The following is a 21,937-nucleotide window of genomic DNA, read 5'->3' as shown; positions in this document are numbered from 1 at the left end:
TGTCCGACGGCCTCTATGATGGAGGCCATGACGACCACTGCGCCATTGCGCTCACCCTGCCCGCCCGGCGCCTGCATTTGCGGGCGCGACCCGTTGCTGGAGACGCCCGGTGCGGACTTGCGCATCCTGCGCCTGACCCGCGAGGAAGAAAAACGCTTGCTCGCGCGTCTGGAAATGCTCAAGGATCTCGACGACCTCAAACGACTGCAACAGCGCATGTTTGACCAATTGGGCATTCGCGTGGAAGTCGCGCCGGGATTCAATGAAGTGCGGACGATGCGCGGCATCGCCATTCAGATCGACGCCTTGCCAGGATTGTGTCGCAAGACCCGCGCGGCGATTCCGGCAGCGATTCGCCGCGGCCTGGAAAATCATCCGCAAATTGCTTTCGAACTGCTCAACGCGCACGACTTGCTGCGCGACACTTGATCACTTCTTCATGCCGACCCGTTTGCGCATCTCGGCGGTGATGCTCTGGCGGGTTTTCTTCATGTCCGCCCACGGTTCATCACCGACTTCAGCCAGGCGCTCATGGACGTTGTGCACGTTCCATTGATTACCGCCCTTGATCTCGGCGACTTCCTCACGGAACAACGGCACTGACACCGGCAAACCTTCACGCGTGCGCGCCGAGTAAGCACAAATGGTGGTGGCGCCAAGACCGTTGCGCAGGTAATCGATGAAGATCCGCCCGACACGGTTTTTCGGCCCGGACACCGCCGAAATCCGCTCCGGCAACAGCTTGGCCATGTGGCTGACAATCGCATGGCTGAAGTCCTTGACCTCATCCCAGCCAAGTTTGCGCGTGATTGGCACGACCAGATGAATGCCCTTGCCGCCACTGGTCTTGAGAAACGCCTTGAGTCCCAACTCATCCAGCACGGTCAGGGTCAGCGCGGTGGCTTCAACCATGCTTTTCCAAGGCAGTGCCGGATCCGGGTCGAGGTCGAGAACGAAGCGATCTGGCTTATCCAGATCGACGGTCGTAGCGTTCCAGGTGTGCAACTCGACAGTGCTCATCTGCACGGCGCCGATCAAGGCTTCGGCGTTGTTGATGAGCATCACCGGTTGACCGGTAACGTCTTTGTCCAGGGTGGTGATGCCGGGGATTGCCAGGCGTTCGGCGTTTTTCTGGAAAAACAGTTCGCCGGCAATACCGTCCGGAGCGCGCACCAGCGCCACCGGGCGCTCTTTGAGCTGCGGCAGAATCCATTCGGCGACACTGGCGTAATACTCGGCCAATTGCATTTTGGTGATGCCGCTGACAGCGTCGATCACGCGATCCGGGTGGGTGATGCGCACTTTGCCGCTGGCCACACCGAGTTGCGACGGCGCATTGCTGGTGTCAGCCGTAGAAGCTTGTTTGGCGGGGGCTTCTTTCGCTGGTTTTTTCGCGGTGGTTTTCTTCTCTGAAGTCTTCACGGGCTTCGCTCGCTCCTCAGTGATGTCCTTGGCCGGTTTGTCATCACGCAGACCATGGAACACAGCATGGCGTACCGAGCCGTCCTTGGTCATCTCGGCAAACGCCACTTCTGCCAAGAGCTTCGGCTTCAGCCAGTGCACGCCTTTGGCTTCGAAGCCACTGGGTGGATTGACCACTGCCGCTGTCTTCGCCTGCAACGGTTTCAGTTTGGCGAGGATGCTTTTCAACGTCGCCTCGTTGAACCCGGTGCCAACCTTGCCGGCGTAACGCAGCTCGCCGCTGTCGCGATCATGCAGCCCCAGCAACAAGGCCCCGAAGGCACTGCGCGAGCCTTTCGGTTCGGTGTAGCCGACCACGACGAATTCTTGCCGATGTTTGCACTTGAGCTTGATCCAGTCGCTACTGCGCCGCGAGACATAAGGAGAGCCGAGGCGCTTGCCGATCAGGCCCTCCATCTGCATCTGGCAGGCGCTGTTGAGCAAGGCGTCCGGGGTTTCGTCAAAAGCTTCGGAGAAGCGCAGCAGCGGATTTTTCTGCGTGCCGAGGATGGTCGCCAGCGCGGCGCGCCGCTCCTCGACTGGCACTTCGCGCAAGTCGACGCCGTTGAGATACGGCAGATCAAACAGGTAGTAGAGAATGTTAGCGCTACGCCCGACTTCGAAGGCGTTTTGCAGCGCCTGAAAGTCCGGCACCCCGTGTTCGTTGGCGACGACCATTTCGCCGTCCAGCCAAGCTGACTCCAGCCCCAGCGCGGCAAGGGCCTCGGCCTGTTGCGGCAGTTTATGCGTCCAGTCGTGGCCGTTGCGGGTGAACAGTTGCACCTGGTCATGATCGATGCGCGCCATGATCCGATAGCCGTCGAACTTGATCTCATAGCTCCACTGCCCTTGCGGCGCGCTGTCGACCAACGTCGCCAGTTCCGGTTTGAGCTGCGCGGGCAGTTTGGCTTTGTGCGCCCCGGTCAGTTTTCCACTGGCCTGCTTGCGGGGCTTGGCCGGGACTTGCTTCGCCGGTTTGCTTTGCTCGGCAGCGAGTTTGGGTTTACCGACTATCGTGCGCTCACTCAACACACTGTTCGGCTCGGCCACCAACACGTCGTAGTCATCCTGCGGCCGCGCGGCGCTGTCCTGATGCTTGATCAGAAACCACTGCTCCTTCTTGCCCGGCATGTGCGTGCGCACCAGGTTCCAGATCCCGCCGAGCTTCTCGCCTTGCAGCTCGAACTTGAGCTTGCCCTTGGCGTAGGCCTTGTGCGGATCTTCCTGCGGAATCCACACGCCGCGATCCCAGACGATCACATCTCCGGCACCGTAATGCCCTTCGGGAATGCAGCCCTCGAAGGTCGCGTAATCGAGGGGATGGTCTTCGACATGCACCGCCAGACGCTTGACCTTGGGATCGAGCGATGGCCCCTTCGGTACCGCCCAACTCTTCAGCGCGCCATCGAGTTCCAGGCGAAAGTCGTAGTGCAGGTGCGAAGCGTCGTGCTTCTGGATACAGAACTGCAAGGCGTGATCCTTGGCGCTTTTGCTGCCGGAGCGCTTGACTGCCGCCGGTTCCGAAGTCGCTGAAAAATCGCGCATGCGGTTGTAATCATCGAGGTTCCTGTTCATCGCGCACCTGCCTTGCTTCAGCCAATTCGGGTTACGGTCAGCGCAACCACGGCGATCCGGTCGACCCGTTGATAGCCAGGATTGAGCAGCTCCTCGCCGAACACATCGGGATCAAGTTCACGGTAAGTCCAGCCGAAGCGCTTGGCGTCCAGCCGTGGCAACACCGTGTCGAGAAACGGATCGCGGCCGTCGACCATTGCCACCCCGGTATAAAGCAGCAGCGAGCCGCCGGGGGTCAGCCGATTCAGCGCCTGTTCGACGATGCGCAGCGACAGCCCTGCGCCCAGCGTGCCGCCGCCGTGGCGATAGGCGCGAGCTGCCGGATCGGCCATGTACGGTGGGTTGGCGACGATCAGGTCGAACTCGCCATCGACCCCCTGCAACAGATCGCTGGCGCGTGCTTCGACATTGGCCACCTCCGCCAGCGCGGCATTGATCGTGGTCAGGCGCAACGCGGCGGGATTGATGTCCAGCGCCAGCACTTGCGCCTCGCGGCGGGCACGGCCAATCAGGATCGCACCGACGCCAGCGCCACAACCAATGTCTACCGCACGCCGGATCGTTGCGAAGTTCTGCTGCAGATGCGCTTGGATGAGTTGGGCGAAACGGTAAGTGTCGGGGCCGAAGAACACCGCGTCCGCCGCATCGGTGGGAAACGCAGAATGCACGAACAGCAAGTCATCGAGGCTTGACCAGCGCACGCGACTCTTCAAGCGCCCCTCGCAGGCATCGAGAATCTGCGCGTCCTGCAATTGGCGTTGTTCATCGGCAGACAACAAGCCCGGCTCGAACGGCCGCGACCAGCCAAAGACATCACGCAGGCAGTCAGCCGGCTGGCCCTCGGCGCGTTGGTTGACGCGCTGATGAGTCAGCGGCGTCGGGGTGATGAAACGATAGTTGTCAGCCTGCAAACGCCGGCCCAATTGCAGCAGCGCAAGATCGTTGGCGCACAGCTGTTCTTCCTGATTCATGGGCAAGGTCCTTAAGGCAGTCGCGATTTCAGTTCGATAAACCGGCGGGTGGCGAGCAGCCCGGCCGGATGCGCGTGACGCGCGGGCGCGAGCCAGGGAATCAGGATCGGCATTTGCGCGATTCCGTCCTTGCCCTCCAGGGACGCGTTGAGCTGCTGGACATCCGGATCCTCATCGCAGACCGGCAATGGCGCCGAAGACTGGGTGTGACGCCGCACGGTTTTCGGTGCGTTCGGGCTCGTCCAGTCGGCGGCAATCCAGTCGTGGATCAGTTGCTTTTCATAAGCGCTGAAAACCCCGAACATCGCCGCGCCATCGCCGTCGATCAGTTGGAAGAAGCGGCTGCCTTGCGGGTCTTCATTGCGCTTGATCCAGCCCTTGTTCTGCAACGCCTGGAGGAACCCCGGCAATCGCTCTGGAGCGCTCAGCCATTGATTGACGGTCTGCCCTTCGAAGCGGCAATAGTCGGAATGCATGTGCTGGCCGAACGGGCGCTTGCGCTCGAACATCGCCAGCAGCTCACGTTCGAGATCAAACCCTTCAATGATCGCGCGGCTGCCCTGCCCCAGGTCATTGAGTCGATAGCCCAACGACACCCGGCGCAGGAAATCGGCGCGATCCGCCTCGATCGGCAGCAGGTCGAGTACCGCCTGCACGGCCTTTTGCGCGTGGCCGGTGCTGGCGTTGTCGATGGTCACATGCAGGGTGAAGTAATACGGATCGATGCCCAGCTCACTGAGTTCATAACTGCTGATCAACAAGTGCAACGGCAACTGTTCGTAGCCGAGGTTGTAACCGATCACCTCCGGCAGATAATCCGCCGCGCAGGCGCCAAGGGCCAATTGCAACGCACCTTGCAGGTAGCGCTCATCGGCAATCGCAGTGCTGTCCTGCAAATCGTGTTCAGCCAGCAGTTTGCGGTAGATCACCACATGATTCTGCGCAGGATTACCCTCGCCCAATTCTTCCAGATAGGTGCACAGCAAGCCCGCGAAGCGTGGATCCTGCCAGTGTGGCAACAGGCCGCAAAGCCACGCGCCGTCGACCAGTTTGGTCGGCGCCACGGCTTGCAGAAAATACAGCGCCTGCGCCTTGCAGGCGAAGAACTGCCGTGGCCCGCCGGCTTTGCGTTGTTGCAGGTATTGGGCGTATTGCCCGGCGACATCAGCGCAATGCGCGGTCACCCAGGCGTGCCACGTGGCGGGGTCTTGCGGCAGCGGGTCGGGCAGTTGCGCGGCGTGTTGCAGGTGCTCCTGCAAGAACGCTTGAGCGAGCGGTTGCGGGTTTTCCTCGTCCAACAGGGCTTGATAAATCGGCCGTATGTTCCCCGCGCAATTCATCGATTGCAGTTGGGCCGGCGCAGCTTGCAGGCGTGTCAGGACAGTCATGGCAATGATCTCGGTCGGTTGGCAGGGCGCTGATTCACACGCCTCTACAGCAGCAGAGAGGCTGCGCCTGCGAAAAATTCAATCGACGTGAAAATTGCCCGGACGGACGGCCACCGAACTCCCCCTGTAGGAGCTGCCGAAGGCTGCGATCTTTTGATCCTGTTTTTTAAAATCAGAATCAAGATCAAAAGATCGCAGCCTGCGGCAGCTCCTACAGGGTTACATCGTGCAATGGGTTGGATCGGTGTGTAGGTGAGGATTGGCTATGGTTTAGGGACGTTAGGTTTTGGAGGGCAAAGGAATGCCTGTAGCGGCAAAAGCGTGTGGATTGCGCAAAGGACGATATAGCGAGGTTGGACATATTTATCTGCTCACTGCAGTTGTTCACGAACGTCAGTCGGTGTTTTCAGATTGGAAGTTGGGAAGACTATTGGTTGAACAGATGCGTGCGGCCAATGACGAGGGAATGGTCAAGTCACTGGCGTTCGTTGTGATGCCAGATCATCTGCATTGGCTGGTTGAACTGAGACGAGGCACATTGGCGGCGCTTATGTGCCGGGTCAAATCGCGGAGTTGCCGTTCTATCAATCTCAAACGCAATAGTCAGGGGCGGTTATGGCAGCGCGGTTATCACGAACGGGCGTTGCGTCGGGAGGAAAATCTCAAGAGTGTCGCGCGATATATCGTCATGAACCCTTTGCGGGCCGGGCTGGTGCAGCGGTTGGGGGATTACCCGCTCTGGGATGCGGTTTGGATTTGAAGATCAAAAGATCGCAGCCGCGTTTTGCGCGAACACGCTCCCCCTGTAGGAGCTGCCGAAGGCTGCGATCTTTTGACTTCTGACTTTCGCCTCAGGCCTGCCCCTTGGCCTGCTGCTCCAGATGCACCTGTAACTCAGGATCAATCCGCAACGCCGCCGCCAACGCGTCCAGATAACTGCGCTCAGCGTCCTGCTGATCATCCACCAGCAACACACTCGCCGCGTACATCTCAGCGGCGATTGCCGGATCGCCATTCGCTGCCTGAGCCACTTCGCTCGCGTCCAGCGGCTTGGCGACTTCCGCATCGAGCCATTGCTGCAACTGCGGGTCGTCGGTGTGCTTGCCGATTTCGCTGCTGATCAGGTGTTTCTCGTTTTCATCGATGCGCCCGTCCGCCTTGGCTGCCGCAATCAACGCGCGCAGCACCGCGTGGCTGTGTTCTTCGACATCGGGACCGGCGAGCAGATTGGCCGTTTGCGGCAGCTGTTGCGGCGCCGCGCTCGCCTGGCTGCGTTGCCAGGCTTGATAAGCCTGGTACGCCATCATCCCCAGTGATGCCAGCGCCGCGTAATTGCTGCCACCGGAGCGACTTTGCGTACCGCCTCCGCCACCCAAGGCGCCGCCCAACCCGCCAGCACCACCACCCAGCAGGCCGCCGAGCAAACCACCCAGACCGCCAAGCCCACCGCCCGCAGAACCACCGCGCGAGCCGCTGGCGTCAGCGCCACCCAGCAGACCGCCCAGCAAGCCGCCGAGCCCGCCGAGGCCATCACCGGTCGAGGCGCTGGTTTGTTGTCCCGCCGAGGCCTGGCCTCGCAGCAGTTGTTCGAGCAAATCGCTGGTGTTCATGACGTCATCCTCAGGCTAAGGCCGTGACTGCGTCTGGCAACGATAGACCGCTGCGGCCGGAGCGCCAGCACCGTTGGGCTGACGCTGAATCCGCCAGGGTATTTCCCTCGCGTAATTTTTCCGTGGCCAGCTAAGATTCAAGGAGGGTGAACCTTATCCCGGCCAAACCGGTCGATAGCTGCAACCCCGACCCGGTTTGCCGGCGCCCTTGCTGCCCAAGGGTGATACCCGGCCTGCTTCATTTTTCTGGAGAACGCCCCCGTGATATCGACCGTACACATCGCCAGGCTCAAAGCATGGGGCGCCCATGGTTTTACTGCGACTGGCGTGGTCACTGCATTCCTGGCCACCCTCGCCCTGCTGGAAAACCAGCCGACCCACTGCCTGATGTGGCTCGGCGTCGCGCTGATCGTCGACGGCCTCGACGGTGCGTTGGCACGCAAGGTCAACGTGCAATCGGTGCTACCGAGTTTCGACGGTTCGATCCTCGACCTGGTGATCGATTACCTGACGTACGTGTTCATTCCGGCGCTGTTCATCTATCGCTACATTCCCCTGCCCGACTACACCCTGCTGCTGACGGTGTCGCTGATTCTGGTGTCGTCGCTGTTCTGCTTCTGCAACGTCAACATGAAGAGCAAGGACAACTATTTCGTCGGGTTCCCGGCCGCGTGGAATGTCGTTGCCCTGTGCCTGTACATCATCGGCCCGGAGCCGTGGATCACCTTTCTGACCGTGATCGGCCTGGCGCTGCTGACCGTAACGCAAATGAAATTTCTGCACCCCTTCCGCGTGCGCCGCTTCATGCCGATCAACATCGCGGTGACGGCGATCTGGTTGCTGTGCAGCCTGTCGCTGGTGCTCCAGCACCCAGTGATAAACCCGCTGGTGATGGGGCTGTGGTTGCTGATGTCGGCATATTTCCTCGGGATCTGCATCTGGCGCACGGCGCTGGAATGGTTTGAGCGGCCGCCCGTGAAATAACCTCGCAGCCATACCTGAATTCAGATGTAGGAGTGAGCCTGCTCGCGATAGCGGTCTGTCTATCAAAGATATTCAGCTGAAAGACCGTTATCGCGAGCAGGCTCACTCCTACAGGGGATCTTCGTGCGTTCTGAGTTAGCGTTTACTGATCACCACCTCCAGATACTCGCTCGGCACCACCAGCGATCCCTCCCCCGCCCGGTTCATGCGATTGAGCAAATCCGCCAGATCGCTTTCCAGCGCCTGCGCGCTTTCCGGCGGCAGCACCGCGAAAGCCTTGTGCACCGGCCCGTACCAATGGCGAAAGATGTCGATGAAGTGCGCCGCCGAGCGATAGCGGAAGTTGAACTCGCGCCGGGTTACGCGCACCAGAAAATCGCGGTCATCGAAGTGTTTGTGCAGCCAAGCGTCCGAGCCCCAGTTCGATGGCGGTTGCGCACCGACGGGCGGTGGCAGATGGTGGCCGAGGATCTTGAACATCTGGCCGACGAAGCCTTCCGGCGTCCAGTTGGCCAGACCGATACGCCCGCCTCGGCGACAAACTCGCCCCAACTCGCCAGCAGCCTTGGTCTGATCCGGCGCGAACATCACGCCAAATGTCGACAGCACGGCATCAAAACTGTCATCGGCAAACGGCAAGGCTTCGGCATCGGCGACCTGGAACGTCACGTCCAGATGCTCGGCCCGGGCGCGATCCTGGCCCCTTTCCAGCAGGCCTGCGACGTAATCGGTCGAGGTCACCAGACAGCCACGCCGCGCCGCCGCCAGCGTCGCATTGCCATTGCCGGCAGCGACATCCAGCACCGCTTCATCGCACAGCAGGTTGCAGGCTTCGGCGAGGTTTTCGCCGACGATTTGCAGCGTGGTGCCGATCACGGCGTAGTCGCCACTGGCCCAAGCGACTTTCTGGCGTTCCTTCAAGGCAGTGAGATCAATCGGTGTACTCATGAGGTCGAGCTCCGCTGCAAGTCGGGACGATGGTCATTCGGCGGTGGTCGGGTCGATGACCGTTATCACCCGCGCCACGCTATTGGCCGGGAATCCTCCGAGCCTGGCGTGCTCGCGCACCTGCTCCTCATCAGGGGCGATATAGACGCAGTAGATTTTATCGGCGGTGACGTAACTCTGTAGCCACTGCACCTGTGGGCCAAGTTGACGCAACGCCTGGCAGGACGTTTGCGACACGGCCTGGAGTTCTGCTTCCGACAGCTTTCCGGCCCCTGGAATCTCGCGTTCAATCACGAATTTCGGCATGGCAACCTCGCAGTCTTGTTATGTGGCAGAGCCGGCAGTGACCCTGCTTCAGCACTATCGCGCCGAGGCCGCTCGGCGTCCCTGCCAATCGTCCGGCAACCGCGCAAAACAGCGGCTTTGCCGATGAGTGGCGGCAAACTGTTAAGCCGCTGCAACACCGTCGGGATTGCCAAGTGCCGGACATTGGTTTTTGATGCGCGTTCGCCAACGCAACGGACTCGACCGATGTCACTGCAACTCGACTGGCTCACCGGCCACATGCATCACAGCGACACGTATGCCGCCTGGATTCACCAGCAGTTCCACTACGAATATGCCCATCAACCGTTGGCCGAATGGCAGCGCGAATTTGCCGATGGCCAGAGCAATGGCGAGTGGTCGTGCCTGATCGCCTTCGACGGTGACCGATTGATCGGCGGTGCCGCGCTGGCTCGTGATGATCTCGCCCATCGGCCTGACCTCGGCCCGTGGCTGGCCTGCGTTTTCGTCGACCCACAGGCGCGCGGACAAGGTCTGGCGGAACAGTTGATCGAAGGCGTCTGCGATGAAGCGCAAAGGCGCGGACTGAAACGACTGTATTTGCACACGCAGAACAAACAGGACTACTACGCCAAACGCGGCTGGCAGACGCTGGAAGACTTCCGCGCCTGGGATAATCAACATTGGCTCATGGTGCGCGACCTCTGAGCTTTTGATCAGGCGGATGGTGCTTTGGCCTCTTGCAGCAGTTGCCTGATCATTTGTTCCTGCTCTGCATAACGTCCCTCGCCGAAGTGGCTGTAGCGCACCTGCCCCTTGGCATCAATCAGGTAATGCGCCGGCCAGTACTGGTTGTCGAAGCTGCGCCAGATCGCGTAGTTGTTATCGATCGCCACCGGGTAGGTGATGCCGAGTTTCGCGACCTGATCCCTGACGTTGTCGATGATCCGCTCGTAGCCGTACTCCGGGGTGTGCACGCCGATGACCACCAGGCCATCCTTCTGGTACTTCTGCGCCCAGTCTTTGACATACGGCAGCGTGTGCTGGCAGTTGATGCAGTCGTAGGTCCAAAAATCCACCAGCACCACTTTGCCGCGCAGCGATTGCGCGCTCGGTTCGGGCGAATTGAGCCATTGCACAGCACCGGACAGCGGCGGCATCCCCCCCTTGCTTGCGTGCGGCATGGAATCGGCCTTCACTTTGCTGATGAAGTAGTCGAGCGCTTTCGGCAGGTTTTCCAGCACGCTGCTCTCGACCGTCGCGACGCCTGTCGAAGAGGTGCCGGCAAGCAGGGTTTTGTCCGCTCCCGTGGCAATCAGCACTGCTGCAGCAAGCACTGCAACACCGGCTCCGCGCCGCAACCAACCGGTAAGCGGGATCGACGGTTTGAGCCGATTGACCAGGCCGCGACCGGCAAAAATCAGCGTTGCCAACGACAAGGCGCTGCCCGCGCCATAAGCCAGCAACAACAGGCTGGTGTGCGCATTGGCGCCATGCACCATCGCGCCAGTCAGGATCACACCGAGAATCGGCCCGGCGCAGGGCGCCCACAGCAGACCGGTGGCGACGCCGAGCAGGAGCGATGTCAGCGGCCCGGCGTTTTTGCGCGTGTCTGCATCGAGACAGTTGCCGAGCGCCACAAACGGCCGCGTCAACCAGTCACCGATGCGTGCGGAAATCAACGACAAGGCAAACAACATCATTACGATCAACGCGAGGTGACGACTGCTGTTGCTGGCCTGAATCACCCACTCGCTGCTGACCACGGCCAGGCTGGAAATCAGGGCAAAAGTCAGGGCCATGCCGGCCAAGGTCAGCAGGATCGCCGAGCGCTTGCGATTGGCGCCGGCAAACAGGAACGGCACCACCGGCAGGATGCAGGGACTGAGGACGGTCAGCAGACCGCCGAGAAATGCGATGAGGTACATGGTCGATCACTCAAGGTGAATGGGCACGGTCTGACTGAGGCCAGGGCTTCAAGCGTTCTGGCTTTCCAGCCAAAGGCTCTGCGGCGTGCGGCTTGCGCCGTTTTCGACAACCAGGTCATCAGCATTGACCAGCGGCGTCAGTTGAAAGCAGCTGCCGCTGTGGCAGCTATGCTGTTCAACCGCAGCGTTGGCATGGGCGGCAAAACCGGCGCAGGCAAAAGCGCTGGCGGTCAATAAACGTGAGAGTTTGTTCATGGCGTTTTCCTCAAGGCTTCAGTGGAGTTGAGTCGAGGCGCTCGGTGGAGGCCTCGATGGCGCTCATTTGAAGCCCGCGAGGTATCACGGATGTGTCGGCAAACGGCGCGGGTAAATCGCTGTGTATCCATGCCGAGCGGGGATACACAGCGATACAGAACCCTGAAAAAACCAGGTATTTGCGTTTCCGTGTATCGGTTGTCACCGCAGATACACTGCAATACAAAGGCAGGCAGGCGCGCCGGCAAAGGCTCGGTAGACTGCACGGCATTCCCTTTGATAGAGGTTCTGGGCGATGGAACATGTCGATCACATTCTCATCGTTGACGACGACCGCGAGATCCGCGAGCTGGTCGGCAACTACCTGAAGAAAAACGGCCTGCGCACCACGGTGGTCGCCGATGGCCGACAGATGCGCAGTTTTCTCGAAGCCAATACCGTCGACCTGATCGTCCTCGACATCATGATGCCGGGCGACGATGGCCTGCAGCTGTGCCGGGAATTGCGCGTGGGCAAACACAAAGCCACGCCAGTGCTGATGCTGACCGCGCGCAACGATGAAACCGATCGCATCATCGGTCTGGAAATGGGCGCCGATGACTATCTGACCAAACCCTTCGCCGCCCGTGAACTGCTCGCGCGGATCAACGCTGTGCTTCGGCGCACGCGCATGCTGCCGCCCAATCTGGTGGTTACCGAAGCCGGGCGGTTACTGGCGTTCGGTCGTTGGCAACTGGACACCTCGGCGCGCCATTTGCTCGACAAGGACGGCACCATGGTCGCGCTGAGTGGCGCCGAATACCGTTTGCTGCGGGTGTTTCTCGATCATCCGCAACGTGTGCTCAGCCGCGATCAGTTGCTCAACCTGACCCAGGGCCGCGACGCCGACCTGTTCGACCGCTCGATCGATTTGCTGGTCAGCCGCTTGCGTCAGCGTCTGCTCGACGATGCGCGCGAGCCGGCCTATATCAAGACCGTGCGCAGCGAAGGTTATGTGTTTTCGCTGCCGGTCGAGATCCTCGGTGCCCCGGCATGAAGCTGAACCTGCACTGGCCGCGCACCCTCGCCTCGCGGCTGTCGCTGATTTTCCTGATAGGGCTGATCCTCGCCCAGGCGCTGTCATTCGGCGCGCAGTATTACGAGCGTTACCAGAGCGCGAAGAACACCATGCTCGGCAACCTCGAAACCGACGTTTCGACCTCGATCGCCATCCTCGACCGTTTGCCCGCCGAAGAGCGTCCGGCCTGGCTGCAACGTCTGGCGCGGGCCAATTACGGCTATCTGCTGAGCGAGGGCGAAGCGGGCACGCCGATTGCCTCAGACAATGTGCCGATTGCCGTCACCTCGATCACCGAGGCCATCGGTGAGCAATACCCGCTGACCTTCAGCGATATTGCCGGCGCGCAAAAACATTTTCAGGGGCATTTGCGCCTGAGCGACGGCAGCCCGGTGACCATCGATGTGCGCCCGGCGATGGTGCCGCTGTCGCCGTGGTTGCCGGTGGTGCTGCTCGGGCAGTTGGCGTTGATGATTGCCTGCACCTGGCTGGCGGTGCGCATCGCCATCCGTCCGCTCACGCGTCTGGCCAATGCGGTGGAAACCCTCGACCCCAATGCGCATCCGATCAATCTGCACGAACAAGGCCCGACTGAAGTGGTGTACGCGGCGCGTGCGTTCAACGCGATGCAGGCGCGGATCGCCGCGTATCTGAAGGAACGCATGCAACTGCTGGCAGCGATTTCCCATGACCTGCAAACCCCGATCACGCGGATGAAACTGCGCGCCGAGTTCATGGACGACTCAGTGGAAAAAGACAAACTGTGCAATGACCTCGGCGAGATGGAGCATCTGGTGCGCGAAGGCGTGGCCTATGCCCGCAGCATTCATGGCTCGACCGAAGAAAGCCGGCGCACCAACATGGATTCATTCCTCGAAAGTCTGGTGTTCGACTATCAGGACATGGGCAAGAATGTGCAGTTGGTGGGCAAGAGCGAAGTGGTGGTCGACACCCGCCCGCATGCGCTGCGCCGGGTGTTGGTCAATCTCACCGACAACGCGCTGAAATTCGCCGGCAGCGCCGAAGTCTGGGTCGAAGCGAACAAGGGCAGCCTGGCGATTACCGTCATGGATCGCGGCCCGGGCATCGCCGAAACGCAACTGGCAAAAGTGATGGAACCGTTCTATCGCGTGGAAAATTCGCGCAATCGCAGCACTGGCGGCACAGGGCTTGGCCTGGCCATCGCCCAGCAATTGGCGATGGCGCTGGGCGGCTCGTTGACCTTGAGCAATCGCCAGGGTGGCGGCCTCTGCGCCGAGCTGAAATTGCCGCTGCAGCAAAACCTGTAGGAGTGACCCTGCTCGCGATAGCGTCCCGTCAGTCAATATACATTCGACTGTAGGAACGCTATCGCGAGCAGGCTCACTCCTACAGTGGATCAGGTTGCCAGGCCGATGACCTGATCTGCTTGCAGCTGCTGTAATAACGCCAGGCCAGCGTCGATGAACGAGGTGTTGCCGACCTCGCCAGCCTCCTCGGCCATTCCCTGCAACTGCTCACGCCCGGTCAGAGACGCAAACTCGGTGATGCGCTGCAACAAGCGCCAGGCCAACGGGCTGAGTTCGGAAAACTGCACACTGAAATCAGCCGTTCGCCGCACCAGAATCAGCGTCGGCTGTGGTGGCGCAATCGACGGCTGATAATCCGGCGACAGCAGCTGCACCGGCCATGCATAAGCCAATGGCCAGGCCAGCGCCGAAACCTGCAATGGCCGCTGAAGTAAAAATTCCGGGTCGCCTACCGGTAATGGTTTAGCGTCGGCCTGCTGCAAGGCCATTTCCACCCATTCGTAATGTGCCAGCTCCAGCACAAATGCCGGCCATTCGCCCGTGCGCAAGATCTCGAGTGCGCTGGCGAGAAAACCGACAAACTCTTCGGCGATCTCGGCAAACTTGGGCGTCTGTGCGCGGTAGTCGCGCAGAAACCCGCGCACCAGCGTTTGCCAGCGTGCCGCACCGATGATCCGTATCAGCACCGGAAAGGTCGGACTCAACAACGCCGAAACGTTATTCAACAGCAGATCGCGATAGACATTGACCCGCGCCATGTTCATCCCGGCCGGCGGGGACTGGTTGTCAGGATCGCGCAGATATCGGGTCAGCGCCTGTTGTTGCTGCAAGAGGTTAGCCATGGCTGGCCTCCCGGGATTGCAGTTGGCGGATGGTCTGCAGTTCTGCGACGAGCTCGGTAAATGCCGGAAAGTTGAAATCCCGTTCCAACAAGGTCTGCTGCGTACCAAAACGTCTATACGCCTCGGCCAGCAACGCCCAAACCACAGGTTTCACCGCAGCACCGTGGGTGTCGATTTTCAGCGTCGCGGACTCATCGAAGTGCCCGGCGACGTGCATGCCGACCACCCTGCCGCGCTCGATCCCGGCGAGAAATGTCAGCGGATCGAAACCGTGATTGATCGAGTTGACGTAGACGTTGTTGACGTCCAGCAGCAGGTCGCAATCGGCCTCGCGCAACACCGCATTGGTGAACACCACTTCGTCCATGTCCTGGCGCGGAGCGGCGTAATAGGAGACGTTTTCCACCGCCAGACGCCGGCCGAGAATATCCTGAGCCTGACGAATCCGCGCCGCGACGTGGTGCACGGCTTCTTCGGTGAATGGCAACGGCAGCAGATCATAAAGATGACCGTCATCGCTGCAATAACTCAGATGTTCGCTGTACAGCGGCACGTGATAATGATCGAGAAACGCGCGGACTTCCTGAAGGAATCCAACATCCAGCGGCGCCGAGCCGCCAAGCGACAGCGACAAGCCGTGGCAGGACAACGGATAACGCTCGGCCAACTCGCGCAAAGCCGCACCGTGGGCACCGCCGACACCGATCCAGTTTTCCGGGGCAACTTCAAGGAAGTCGAAATCACCTGCGCTGGCGGCTTGCAGATCCTTGAGCAGGCCACGGCGCAGACCGAGTCCGACGCATGAGTGCATTGATGTTTTGAAGTTTGACATGGGGCACCTCGAGTAATGGCTGACCCCGACAGTAGAAATGCTGGCTGTATCGGAGCTGTGTCCAGCCCACCGACTTTTGCCACATTGCGTATCCCCCGCCCATGGATATACACGGAGATACACGGCGCTGACGCCATTTAGCGCAAACGCGATAAAAAGCCACCTTTTAATACCTGTCAAAGTTGACAGTATCGGACGGACAAATGTGCCTCTTATAGTGGTGCTCCAACGGGCGGCGTGACCATTAGAGAGGAAGTGCAAACTGCGCACTTGAAATGCCCCCGAATTGCCCCGGGCGACTAAACTCCTGAGTACCCTGTTCACACACAGGACAACCGGGGCGATGGCACGCAGGACGCGGCTTTCGCTCGAATCCAAGACGACCACACCCCAGAGGTGTATGCCTGGGATAAGCAAGACCTCTGGATCGTGATCCAGGCACAGGAGCATCATCATGGACGAACTCAAACTCAACCAATTCATGGGCAAACTGGTCAACGACATGGGCGGTGCGGCGATGCTCGCCAATGTCATTGTTGGCGAGGAACTCGGACTGTACAGGGCGATGGCCGACAGTCAGTTGATCAGCCCCGAAGCCCTCGCGGCAAAAACCACCTGCAACCCACGGCTGGTACGCGAGTGGCTCAGCGCGCACGCCGCCTCCGGCTACATGGAGCACCGCGACGGCCAGTTTCGCTTGCCGGAAGAACAGGCACTGGCGCTGGCCGTGGAAGATTCACCGGTGTACGTCGCCGGCGGGCTGGGCGTGGTGGCGTCGTTTTTCCATGACAAGGACAAACTGGTCAAAGCCATGCGCGGCAACGGCGCCCTGCCCTGGGGCGATCACCATCCGTGCATGTTTAGCGGCACCGAACGGTTTTTCCGTCCGGGCTACAAAGGTCACCTGATCGCCGAATGGCTGCCGGCGCTGGAGGGCGTCGTCGACAAACTCGGAAAAGGTGCCAAAGTCGCCGACATTGGCTGCGGCCATGGCGCCTCGACCGTGATCATGGCGCAGGCGTTCCCCAACTCGCGCTTTGTTGGCTTCGATTATCACGCGCCGTCGATCACCGTCGCCACCCAGCGCGCGGAAGAAGGCGGCGTCAGCAGCCGGGCGGAATTCTTCCAGGGCACAGCGAAAAATTATCCGGGCGATGACTATGACCTGATCTGCTATTTCGATTGCCTGCACGACATGGGCGACCCGATCGGTGCCGCGCGACATGCCTTCGACTCGTTGAAGGATGACGGCACCGTGTTGCTGGTCGAGCCATTCGCCAACGATAAACTGGACGACAACATCACCCCGGTCGGACGCCTGTTTTATGCCGCGTCGACGTTCATCTGCACGCCGAATTCGCTGTCACAGGAAGTCGGCCTGGGCCTCGGTGCGCAGGCCGGGGAAATGCGCCTGCGCAAAGTTTTCAACGAGGCCGGCTTCAAAACATTCCGCCGCGCGGCGCAAACGCCGTTCAACCTGATACTGGAGGCACGCAAGTAGGCCTGCATAAACCTGAGGCTTTGCATGGTCTTGCAAAACCAGTGACTCTGCAAAAGCCTGTGGTTTTGCAAGACCTTTGGCCCTGCAAAAAAACCTGTGGCGAGGGGGCTTGCCCCCGTTGGACTGCAAAGCAGGCCCCTGACTTGGGGACGCTACGCAACCCAACGGGGGCAAGCCCCCTCGCCACAGGGTCAGTGCTAATCTGCATGGCATCCCGCCCCCGGAGCGCTGACCATGCTCGACAGCCCGACCCGCAAACACCTCGACACGTTGCAACAGGCGATGGCCGATGGCGATTTCATCGTGCTGACCGGCGCCGGCATCAGCACGCCCTCCGGCATACCTGATTACCGCGACAGCGACGGCGTGCGCCGTGGTCGCCAACCGATGATGTATCAGGAGTTCCTCGCTGCCGCCGAATCGCGCCGCCGCTACTGGGCGCGGGCGATGCTCGGCTGGCCACGGGTGCGCCAGGCGCAACCGAATGCGGCGCACGAAGCGCTGGCCGGTTTGCAGCGACATGGCTTGCTGCGCGCCTTGATCACGCAGAACGTCGACACCTTGCACGATCAGGCCGGCAGCCATGACGTGATCGAATTGCACGGCAGCCTGCACCGGGTGGTATGCCTGGATTGCGGTCAACGCAGTGAGCGCGATTCGATTCAACGCTTGATGGAAATGCACAATCCCTATCTGGCGGGGGTCGATGCCGTGCAGGCGCCGGATGGCGATACGTTGCTCGATCCGGCCTTTGAGGCGCGGTTTCAAGTGCCGCACTGCCCCTATTGCGCGGGAGAGCGGATGAAACCGGATGTGGTGTTTTTCGGCGAAAACGTCGCGCAGCCCACCGCCGCCCGGGCAATGGCTGCGGCCGAGAATGCCGCCGGGATGCTGGTGGTCGGCTCGTCGTTGATGGCGTATTCAGCATTTCGCCTGTGCCGGGTGATTGCCGATCGCGGCAAACCGTTGATCGCGATCAACCTCGGCAAGACCCGCGCGGATGCGCTGCTCGACCTGAAAATCGAGGCCTCCTGCGAACAACTTTTGCCCCTGCTCGCCCACCACCTGAACGTCCCCCTGTAGGAGCTGCCGCAGGCTGCGATCTTTTGATCTTGAACAACAACATCAAAAGATCGCAGCCTGCGGCAGCTCCTACACGGTGGGGTGTGTTTCAGGCGTAGTGTTCCTGTTGGAGGATATCGAACAGCGCTTGCGCCGCTGCCGAGAGTTCATTGCCCGGTTCGGTCAGCACGCCGATGTTCCGTTCCACCGAGTCGTTGAGTATCAGGCAGTGCGCGCCGAGTTCCAGCATCTGTTCGGCGCACAACGCTGGCACCGCGCTGACCCCAAGCCCGCTGGCAACCATCCTGCCGACCGTGGCCAATTGATGACTTTCAAACTCCACCGGCAACTTCTTCCCGCGCGCCTGCAAGTGCTCCTCGAGCATCACCCGCACCGTCGACGGTCGTTGCAAGGTAATGAACGGTTCCTGCAACAAGGTCTGCCAATCGATCTCGTTGCGCCCGGCCAGCGGCGAATCCTTTGGCACCACCGCCACAAAACGATCCATGTACAACGGCGTAAACGTCATCGAGGTGTTCTGCATCGGTTCGAACGCCACGCCGAGTTCAACCTGGCGATCGCGGACCATTTCCAGCACCTGCTCATTGATCACGTCGTTGACCGTGACGTTGACGTTCGGATAACGCGCACGAAAGGTTTTCAGAATCGGTGGCAGCAGGTTACCGGCAAATGACGGCATGGCCGCCAGCGTCACCCGCCCGCGTTGCAGGCTGAAGCGCTGGCGCATTTCGTCTCCGGCGTTGTCCCAGTCGGCGATCAACCGTCGGGCCAATGGCAGCAGCGACTCGCCTTCCGGGGTCAGCGCGACGTTGCGCGTGTTGCGGCTGAACAGGCGCCCGCCCAAACCTTCCTCCAGCGCCTTGATGGTCAGGCTCAAGGCCGATTGCGACAGGTGCAACCGCTCGCAGGCCACGGCGAAACTCAGGCTATGCGCGACGGCGAGAAAGGCGCGGATCTGTTTGATGGTCATATACTCAAACCTCAGGACATACCTGTGGGCCATGTAGGAGCTGCCGCAGGCTGCGATCTTTTGATGTTGATTATGATCGTTCCCACGCTCCTGCGTGGGAATGCAGCCCGTGACGCTCCGCATCACTGGACGCGGAGCGTCCCTAGAGGCATTCCCACGCCGAGCGTGGGGAACGATCAAAGCAGCACGCCATAACGCGACTATTGAGTTTTATCTATCAATTAACCTTAAAAATCAACTTAACAAATATATCCGCCAGCGAGACACTCCAACCATTCGGCTAGCCAGCCGCCCGCAAATAATAAAAGAGGTGCATATGGCAGGTTTCGACAAGCGCGTGAGTTCCTATGAGGAAGCCCTGGCCGGGCTTGAGGACGGCATGACCGTCATCGCCGGCGGCTTCGGTCTGTGCGGCATTCCGGAAAACCTGATCGCCGAGATCAAGCGCAAAGGCACCCGCGACCTCACTGTCGTGTCCAACAACTGCGGCGTCGACGGCTTTGGCCTCGGCGTGCTGCTCACCGATCGCCAGATCAGCAAAGTCATCGCCTCCTACGTCGGCGAAAACAAGCTGTTCGAAGAGCAACTGCTCAAAGGCGAAATCGAAGTCATCCTGACCCCGCAAGGCACCCTCGCCGAGAAAATGCGCGCGGGCGGCGCCGGCATCCCCGCCTTCTTCACCGCCACCGGCGTCGGCACCCCGGTTGCCGAGGGCAAGGAAGTACGTGAATTCAAGGGTCGCAAGTACCTGATGGAAGAATCCATCACTGGCGACTTCGCCATCGTCAAAGGCTGGAAAGCCGACCACTTCGGCAACGTCGTTTACCGCCACACCGCGCAGAACTTCAATCCGCTGGCCGCCACCGCCGGCAAGATCACCGTGGTTGAAGTCGAAGAAATCGTCGAACCCGGCGAACTCGACCCGGCGCACATTCACACCCCGGGCATCTACGTCGATCGGGTCATTTGCGGCACGTTCGAAAAACGCATCGAACAGCGCACCATCCGCAAATAATTCAGGCTGACGGAGAATAAAAACATGGCACTTTCCCGCGAACAAATGGCTCAGCGCGTCGCCCGCGAAATGCAGGACGGCTACTACGTGAACCTCGGCATCGGCATTCCGACCCTGGTCGCCAACTACATTCCCGAAGGCATGGAAGTCATGCTGCAATCGGAAAACGGCCTGCTCGGCATGGGTCCGTTTCCGACTGAAGACACCATCGATGCCGACATGATCAACGCCGGCAAACAGACCGTGACCGCACGCATCGGCGCGTCAATTTTCAACTCCGCCGAATCCTTTGCGATGATCCGCGGTGGCCATGTCGACCTGACCGTGCTCGGCGCGTTCGAAGTCGACGTCGAAGGCAACATCGCCTCGTGGATGATCCCCGGCAAACTGGTCAAGGGCATGGGCGGCGCGATGGATCTGGTGGCCGGCGCGGACAACATCATCGTCATCATGACCCACGCCTCCAAGGACGGTGAGTCGAAACTGTTGGCCAAATGCAGTCTGCCGCTGACTGGCGCCGGTTGCATCAAACGCGTGTTGACCGACCTCGCCTATCTGGAAATCGAAAATGGCGCTTTTGTCCTCAAGGAACGCGCACCTGGCGTCAGCGTCGAGGAAATCGTCGCCAAAACCGCTGGTAAACTGATCGTCCCGGATCACGTACCGGAAATGCAGTTCGCTGCCGAGTGAGGAATTCGAAAATGCAAGACGTCGTAATTGTTGCCGCCACGCGTACCGCGATCGGCAGTTTCCAGGGATCCCTGGCCAGCGTTTCCGCGGTGGATCTGGGCGCGGCGGTGATCCGCCAGTTGCTTGAGCAGACCGGTCTGGACGGGGCGCAGGTCGATGAAGTGATCATGGGCCAGGTGTTGACCGCCGGCGCCGGTCAGAACCCGGCGCGTCAGTCGGCGATCAAGGCTGGCCTGCCCCACGCGGTACCGGCGATGACCCTGAACAAGGTCTGCGGTTCGGGTCTCAAGGCTCTGCACCTGGGCGCGCAAGCGATCCGCTGCGGCGATGCCGACGTGATCATCGCCGGCGGCCAGGAAAACATGAGCCTGTCCAACTATGTGATGCCGGGCGCCCGCACCGGTTTGCGCATGGGCCACGCGCAAATCGTCGACACCATGATCAGCGATGGTCTGTGGGATGCATTCAACGACTACCACATGGGCATCACCGCCGAGAACCTCGCCGACAAGTACGAGATCAGCCGCGAGCAGCAGGACGCCTTCGCTGCCGCCTCGCAGCAGAAAGCCGCCGCCGCCATCGAGGCCGGTCGCTTTGTCGATGAAATCACCCCGATCCTGATTCCGCAGCGCAAGGGCGATCCGGTTGCGTTCAAGGTCGACGAGCAACCGCGCGGTGACACCAGCGCCGAATCGCTGGCGAAACTGCGCCCGGCGTTCAAAAAGGACGGCAGCGTCACCGCCGGTAATGCTTCGTCGCTGAACGACGGCGCCGCCGCCGTGATTCTGATGAGCGCGGAAAAAGCCAAAGCCCTCGGTTTGCCGGTGCTGGCGAAAATCGCTGCTTACGCCAACGCGGGCGTTGACCCGGCGATCATGGGCATCGGCCCGGTATCGGCGACCCGCCGTTGCCTCGACAAGGCTGGCTGGAACATCGAGCAACTCGACCTGATCGAAGCCAACGAAGCTTTCGCCGCGCAATCGCTGGCGGTGGCCAAGGATCTGCAATGGGATCTGGACAAGGTCAACGTCAACGGTGGCGCCATCGCACTGGGTCACCCGATCGGTGCGTCGGGTTGCCGTGTATTGGTGACGCTGCTGCATGAAATGATCAAGCGTGATGCGAAAAAGGGTCTGGCGACCCTGTGCATCGGCGGCGGTCAGGGTGTGGCTTTGGCACTGGAACGGGCTTAAGCAAAGGGTTCAACGGAGGGCGGCGGATCCACGACATCCGCCGTTTTTCGGCAACAAAAA

General features: G+C 60.6%; 22 protein-coding genes. 11 read left to right on the top strand and 11 right to left on the bottom strand.

Features of this window, described 5'->3' with window-relative positions:
• The first annotated feature begins 27 nt into the window (after nucleotides 1-27).
• On the top strand, nucleotides 28-429 hold the full coding sequence (locus QOL84_RS02040; protein WP_283435977.1) for a hypothetical protein: 402 nt from the start codon (nucleotides 28-30) through the stop codon (nucleotides 427-429).
• Here QOL84_RS02040 and ligD read toward each other — a convergent pair whose 3' ends face one another.
• From ligD to QOL84_RS02025, 3 genes are read right to left on the bottom strand one after another with little or no spacing between them, the layout of a single operon-like run.
• A complete protein-coding gene (gene ligD / locus QOL84_RS02035; protein ID WP_283435976.1) occupies nucleotides 430-3,036 on the bottom strand; it encodes a DNA ligase D in 2,607 nt (868 codons plus the stop codon). It lies immediately after the preceding gene.
• Nucleotides 3,037-3,053: 17 nt separating this feature from the next.
• Nucleotides 3,054-4,007: a methyltransferase gene (locus tag QOL84_RS02030; protein WP_283435975.1), complete on the bottom strand. Its 954-nt coding sequence runs from the start codon at nucleotides 4,005-4,007 to the stop codon at nucleotides 3,054-3,056.
• 11 nt (nucleotides 4,008-4,018) lie between these two features.
• A complete protein-coding gene (locus tag QOL84_RS02025) occupies nucleotides 4,019-5,395 on the bottom strand; it encodes an iron-containing redox enzyme family protein (protein WP_283435974.1) in 1,377 nt (458 codons plus the stop codon).
• A gap of 301 nt (nucleotides 5,396-5,696) precedes the next feature.
• Between QOL84_RS02025 and QOL84_RS02020 the strand changes: the two genes are divergently transcribed.
• Nucleotides 5,697-6,155, top strand: a complete 459-nt coding sequence (locus tag QOL84_RS02020; RefSeq protein ID WP_283435973.1) for an REP-associated tyrosine transposase — start codon at nucleotides 5,697-5,699, stop codon at nucleotides 6,153-6,155.
• A gap of 91 nt (nucleotides 6,156-6,246) precedes the next feature.
• On the opposite strand, the gene QOL84_RS02015 is transcribed toward QOL84_RS02020, so the two are convergent.
• Nucleotides 6,247-7,005, bottom strand: coding sequence for a tellurite resistance TerB family protein (locus tag QOL84_RS02015; protein ID WP_283435972.1), 759 nt, complete (start codon nucleotides 7,003-7,005; stop codon nucleotides 6,247-6,249).
• 261 nt (nucleotides 7,006-7,266) lie between these two features.
• On the opposite strand from QOL84_RS02015, the gene pcsA reads away from it, so the two are divergent.
• A complete protein-coding gene (pcsA, locus tag QOL84_RS02010) occupies nucleotides 7,267-7,989 on the top strand; it encodes a phosphatidylcholine synthase (protein ID WP_283435971.1) in 723 nt (240 codons plus the stop codon).
• Nucleotides 7,990-8,124: 135 nt separating this feature from the next.
• On the opposite strand, the gene QOL84_RS02005 is transcribed toward pcsA, so the two are convergent.
• Both QOL84_RS02005 and QOL84_RS02000 read right to left on the bottom strand, forming a co-directional pair.
• Nucleotides 8,125-8,937 carry a class I SAM-dependent methyltransferase gene (locus tag QOL84_RS02005; protein WP_283435970.1) on the bottom strand — a complete coding sequence of 271 codons (813 nt, stop codon included), beginning with the start codon at nucleotides 8,935-8,937 and terminating at the stop codon, nucleotides 8,125-8,127.
• A gap of 33 nt (nucleotides 8,938-8,970) precedes the next feature.
• Complete coding sequence (locus tag QOL84_RS02000; protein WP_129394553.1) at nucleotides 8,971-9,243, bottom strand: DUF4242 domain-containing protein; 273 nt, start codon at nucleotides 9,241-9,243, stop codon at nucleotides 8,971-8,973.
• Between the two features lie 225 nt (nucleotides 9,244-9,468).
• Here QOL84_RS02000 and QOL84_RS01995 point away from each other — a divergent pair, with 225 nt between their 5' ends.
• A complete protein-coding gene (locus tag QOL84_RS01995; RefSeq protein ID WP_283435969.1) occupies nucleotides 9,469-9,930 on the top strand; it encodes a GNAT family N-acetyltransferase in 462 nt (153 codons plus the stop codon).
• Between the two features lie 8 nt (nucleotides 9,931-9,938).
• Here the strand turns inward: QOL84_RS01995 and QOL84_RS01990 are convergent, their stop codons facing one another.
• On the bottom strand, nucleotides 9,939-11,150 hold the full coding sequence (locus QOL84_RS01990; protein ID WP_283435968.1) for a cytochrome c biogenesis protein DipZ: 1,212 nt from the start codon (nucleotides 11,148-11,150) through the stop codon (nucleotides 9,939-9,941).
• Nucleotides 11,151-11,198: 48 nt separating this feature from the next.
• Nucleotides 11,199-11,405, bottom strand: coding sequence for a hypothetical protein (locus tag QOL84_RS01985; protein ID WP_283435967.1), 207 nt, complete (start codon nucleotides 11,403-11,405; stop codon nucleotides 11,199-11,201).
• A 295-nt stretch (nucleotides 11,406-11,700) separates the two neighbouring features.
• Here QOL84_RS01985 and QOL84_RS01980 point away from each other — a divergent pair, with 295 nt between their 5' ends.
• The gene (locus QOL84_RS01980) at nucleotides 11,701-12,441 is read left to right on the top strand and encodes a response regulator (RefSeq protein ID WP_064392669.1); all 741 of its coding nucleotides are present in this window, start codon (nucleotides 11,701-11,703) and stop codon (nucleotides 12,439-12,441) included.
• Nucleotides 12,438-13,751, top strand: coding sequence for an ATP-binding protein (locus QOL84_RS01975; protein ID WP_283435966.1), 1,314 nt, complete (start codon nucleotides 12,438-12,440; stop codon nucleotides 13,749-13,751). The genes QOL84_RS01980 and QOL84_RS01975 overlap by 4 nt, the downstream gene beginning before the upstream one ends.
• A gap of 89 nt (nucleotides 13,752-13,840) precedes the next feature.
• Here QOL84_RS01975 and QOL84_RS01970 read toward each other — a convergent pair whose 3' ends face one another.
• On the bottom strand, nucleotides 13,841-14,593 hold the full coding sequence (locus QOL84_RS01970; protein WP_283435965.1) for an HvfC family RiPP maturation protein: 753 nt from the start codon (nucleotides 14,591-14,593) through the stop codon (nucleotides 13,841-13,843).
• The gene (locus QOL84_RS01965) at nucleotides 14,586-15,425 is read right to left on the bottom strand and encodes an HvfB family MNIO-type RiPP peptide maturase (protein WP_283435964.1); all 840 of its coding nucleotides are present in this window, start codon (nucleotides 15,423-15,425) and stop codon (nucleotides 14,586-14,588) included. The genes QOL84_RS01970 and QOL84_RS01965 overlap by 8 nt, the downstream gene beginning before the upstream one ends.
• A 454-nt stretch (nucleotides 15,426-15,879) precedes the next feature.
• On the opposite strand from QOL84_RS01965, the gene QOL84_RS01960 reads away from it, so the two are divergent.
• The gene (locus QOL84_RS01960) at nucleotides 15,880-16,926 is read left to right on the top strand and encodes a class I SAM-dependent methyltransferase (protein WP_283435963.1); all 1,047 of its coding nucleotides are present in this window, start codon (nucleotides 15,880-15,882) and stop codon (nucleotides 16,924-16,926) included.
• Nucleotides 16,927-17,160: 234 nt separating this feature from the next.
• A complete protein-coding gene (locus QOL84_RS01955; protein ID WP_283435962.1) occupies nucleotides 17,161-18,009 on the top strand; it encodes an NAD-dependent protein deacetylase in 849 nt (282 codons plus the stop codon).
• A gap of 88 nt (nucleotides 18,010-18,097) precedes the next feature.
• On the opposite strand, the gene QOL84_RS01950 is transcribed toward QOL84_RS01955, so the two are convergent.
• Nucleotides 18,098-18,979 (bottom strand): LysR family transcriptional regulator, encoded by an 882-nt coding sequence (locus QOL84_RS01950; protein WP_283435961.1) that lies wholly within the window; start codon nucleotides 18,977-18,979, stop codon nucleotides 18,098-18,100.
• A 316-nt stretch (nucleotides 18,980-19,295) separates the two neighbouring features.
• Between QOL84_RS01950 and QOL84_RS01945 the strand changes: the two genes are divergently transcribed.
• Genes QOL84_RS01945 through QOL84_RS01935 form a run of 3 tightly spaced genes read left to right on the top strand, consistent with a single transcriptional unit; the run spans nucleotide 19,296 to nucleotide 21,877 of the window.
• On the top strand, nucleotides 19,296-19,994 hold the full coding sequence (locus QOL84_RS01945; protein ID WP_283435960.1) for a CoA transferase subunit A: 699 nt from the start codon (nucleotides 19,296-19,298) through the stop codon (nucleotides 19,992-19,994).
• Nucleotides 19,995-20,018: 24 nt separating this feature from the next.
• The gene (locus QOL84_RS01940; protein WP_129394565.1) at nucleotides 20,019-20,684 is read left to right on the top strand and encodes a CoA transferase subunit B; all 666 of its coding nucleotides are present in this window, start codon (nucleotides 20,019-20,021) and stop codon (nucleotides 20,682-20,684) included.
• Nucleotides 20,685-20,695: 11 nt separating this feature from the next.
• Nucleotides 20,696-21,877 (top strand): acetyl-CoA C-acetyltransferase, encoded by a 1,182-nt coding sequence (locus QOL84_RS01935; protein ID WP_283435959.1) that lies wholly within the window; start codon nucleotides 20,696-20,698, stop codon nucleotides 21,875-21,877.
• Nucleotides 21,878-21,937 lie beyond the last annotated feature (60 nt).

It is taken from the genome of Pseudomonas helmanticensis, from assembly GCF_900182985.1.
GTDB classification, from domain to species: Bacteria; Pseudomonadota; Gammaproteobacteria; order Pseudomonadales; family Pseudomonadaceae; genus Aquipseudomonas; species Aquipseudomonas helmanticensis.
Note: the sequence above shows the minus strand (reverse complement) of the source record. Positions and strands in the feature narration are given on the sequence as shown.

Bases quoted from the DNA above. Each gene is read 5' to 3' on its own strand.
- QOL84_RS01995 (WP_283435969.1), top strand. From the start codon at position 9,469: ATGTCACTGCAACTCGACTGGCTCACCGGCCACATGCATCACAGCGAC.
- QOL84_RS01955 (WP_283435962.1), top strand. From the start codon at position 17,161: ATGCTCGACAGCCCGACCCGCAAACACCTCGACACGTTGCAACAGGCG.
- QOL84_RS01940 (WP_129394565.1), top strand. From the start codon at position 20,019: ATGGCACTTTCCCGCGAACAAATGGCTCAGCGCGTCGCCCGCGAAATG.
- QOL84_RS01960 (WP_283435963.1), top strand. From the start codon at position 15,880: ATGGACGAACTCAAACTCAACCAATTCATGGGCAAACTGGTCAACGAC.
- QOL84_RS01985 (WP_283435967.1), bottom strand. From the start codon at position 11,405: ATGAACAAACTCTCACGTTTATTGACCGCCAGCGCTTTTGCCTGCGCC.
- QOL84_RS02020 (WP_283435973.1), top strand. From the start codon at position 5,697: ATGCCTGTAGCGGCAAAAGCGTGTGGATTGCGCAAAGGACGATATAGC.
- QOL84_RS02040 (WP_283435977.1), top strand. From the start codon at position 28: ATGACGACCACTGCGCCATTGCGCTCACCCTGCCCGCCCGGCGCCTGC.
- QOL84_RS01965 (WP_283435964.1), bottom strand. From the start codon at position 15,425: ATGTCAAACTTCAAAACATCAATGCACTCATGCGTCGGACTCGGTCTG.
- QOL84_RS02030 (WP_283435975.1), bottom strand. From the start codon at position 4,007: ATGAATCAGGAAGAACAGCTGTGCGCCAACGATCTTGCGCTGCTGCAA.
- QOL84_RS01945 (WP_283435960.1), top strand. From the start codon at position 19,296: ATGGCAGGTTTCGACAAGCGCGTGAGTTCCTATGAGGAAGCCCTGGCC.
- QOL84_RS01935 (WP_283435959.1), top strand. From the start codon at position 20,696: ATGCAAGACGTCGTAATTGTTGCCGCCACGCGTACCGCGATCGGCAGT.
- QOL84_RS01980 (WP_064392669.1), top strand. From the start codon at position 11,701: ATGGAACATGTCGATCACATTCTCATCGTTGACGACGACCGCGAGATC.
- QOL84_RS02025 (WP_283435974.1), bottom strand. From the start codon at position 5,395: ATGACTGTCCTGACACGCCTGCAAGCTGCGCCGGCCCAACTGCAATCG.
- QOL84_RS02015 (WP_283435972.1), bottom strand. From the start codon at position 7,005: ATGAACACCAGCGATTTGCTCGAACAACTGCTGCGAGGCCAGGCCTCG.
- ligD (WP_283435976.1), bottom strand. From the start codon at position 3,036: ATGAACAGGAACCTCGATGATTACAACCGCATGCGCGATTTTTCAGCG.
- QOL84_RS02005 (WP_283435970.1), bottom strand. From the start codon at position 8,937: ATGAGTACACCGATTGATCTCACTGCCTTGAAGGAACGCCAGAAAGTC.
- QOL84_RS01950 (WP_283435961.1), bottom strand. From the start codon at position 18,979: ATGACCATCAAACAGATCCGCGCCTTTCTCGCCGTCGCGCATAGCCTG.
- QOL84_RS01970 (WP_283435965.1), bottom strand. From the start codon at position 14,593: ATGGCTAACCTCTTGCAGCAACAACAGGCGCTGACCCGATATCTGCGC.
- QOL84_RS02000 (WP_129394553.1), bottom strand. From the start codon at position 9,243: ATGCCGAAATTCGTGATTGAACGCGAGATTCCAGGGGCCGGAAAGCTG.
- QOL84_RS01975 (WP_283435966.1), top strand. From the start codon at position 12,438: ATGAAGCTGAACCTGCACTGGCCGCGCACCCTCGCCTCGCGGCTGTCG.
- QOL84_RS01990 (WP_283435968.1), bottom strand. From the start codon at position 11,150: ATGTACCTCATCGCATTTCTCGGCGGTCTGCTGACCGTCCTCAGTCCC.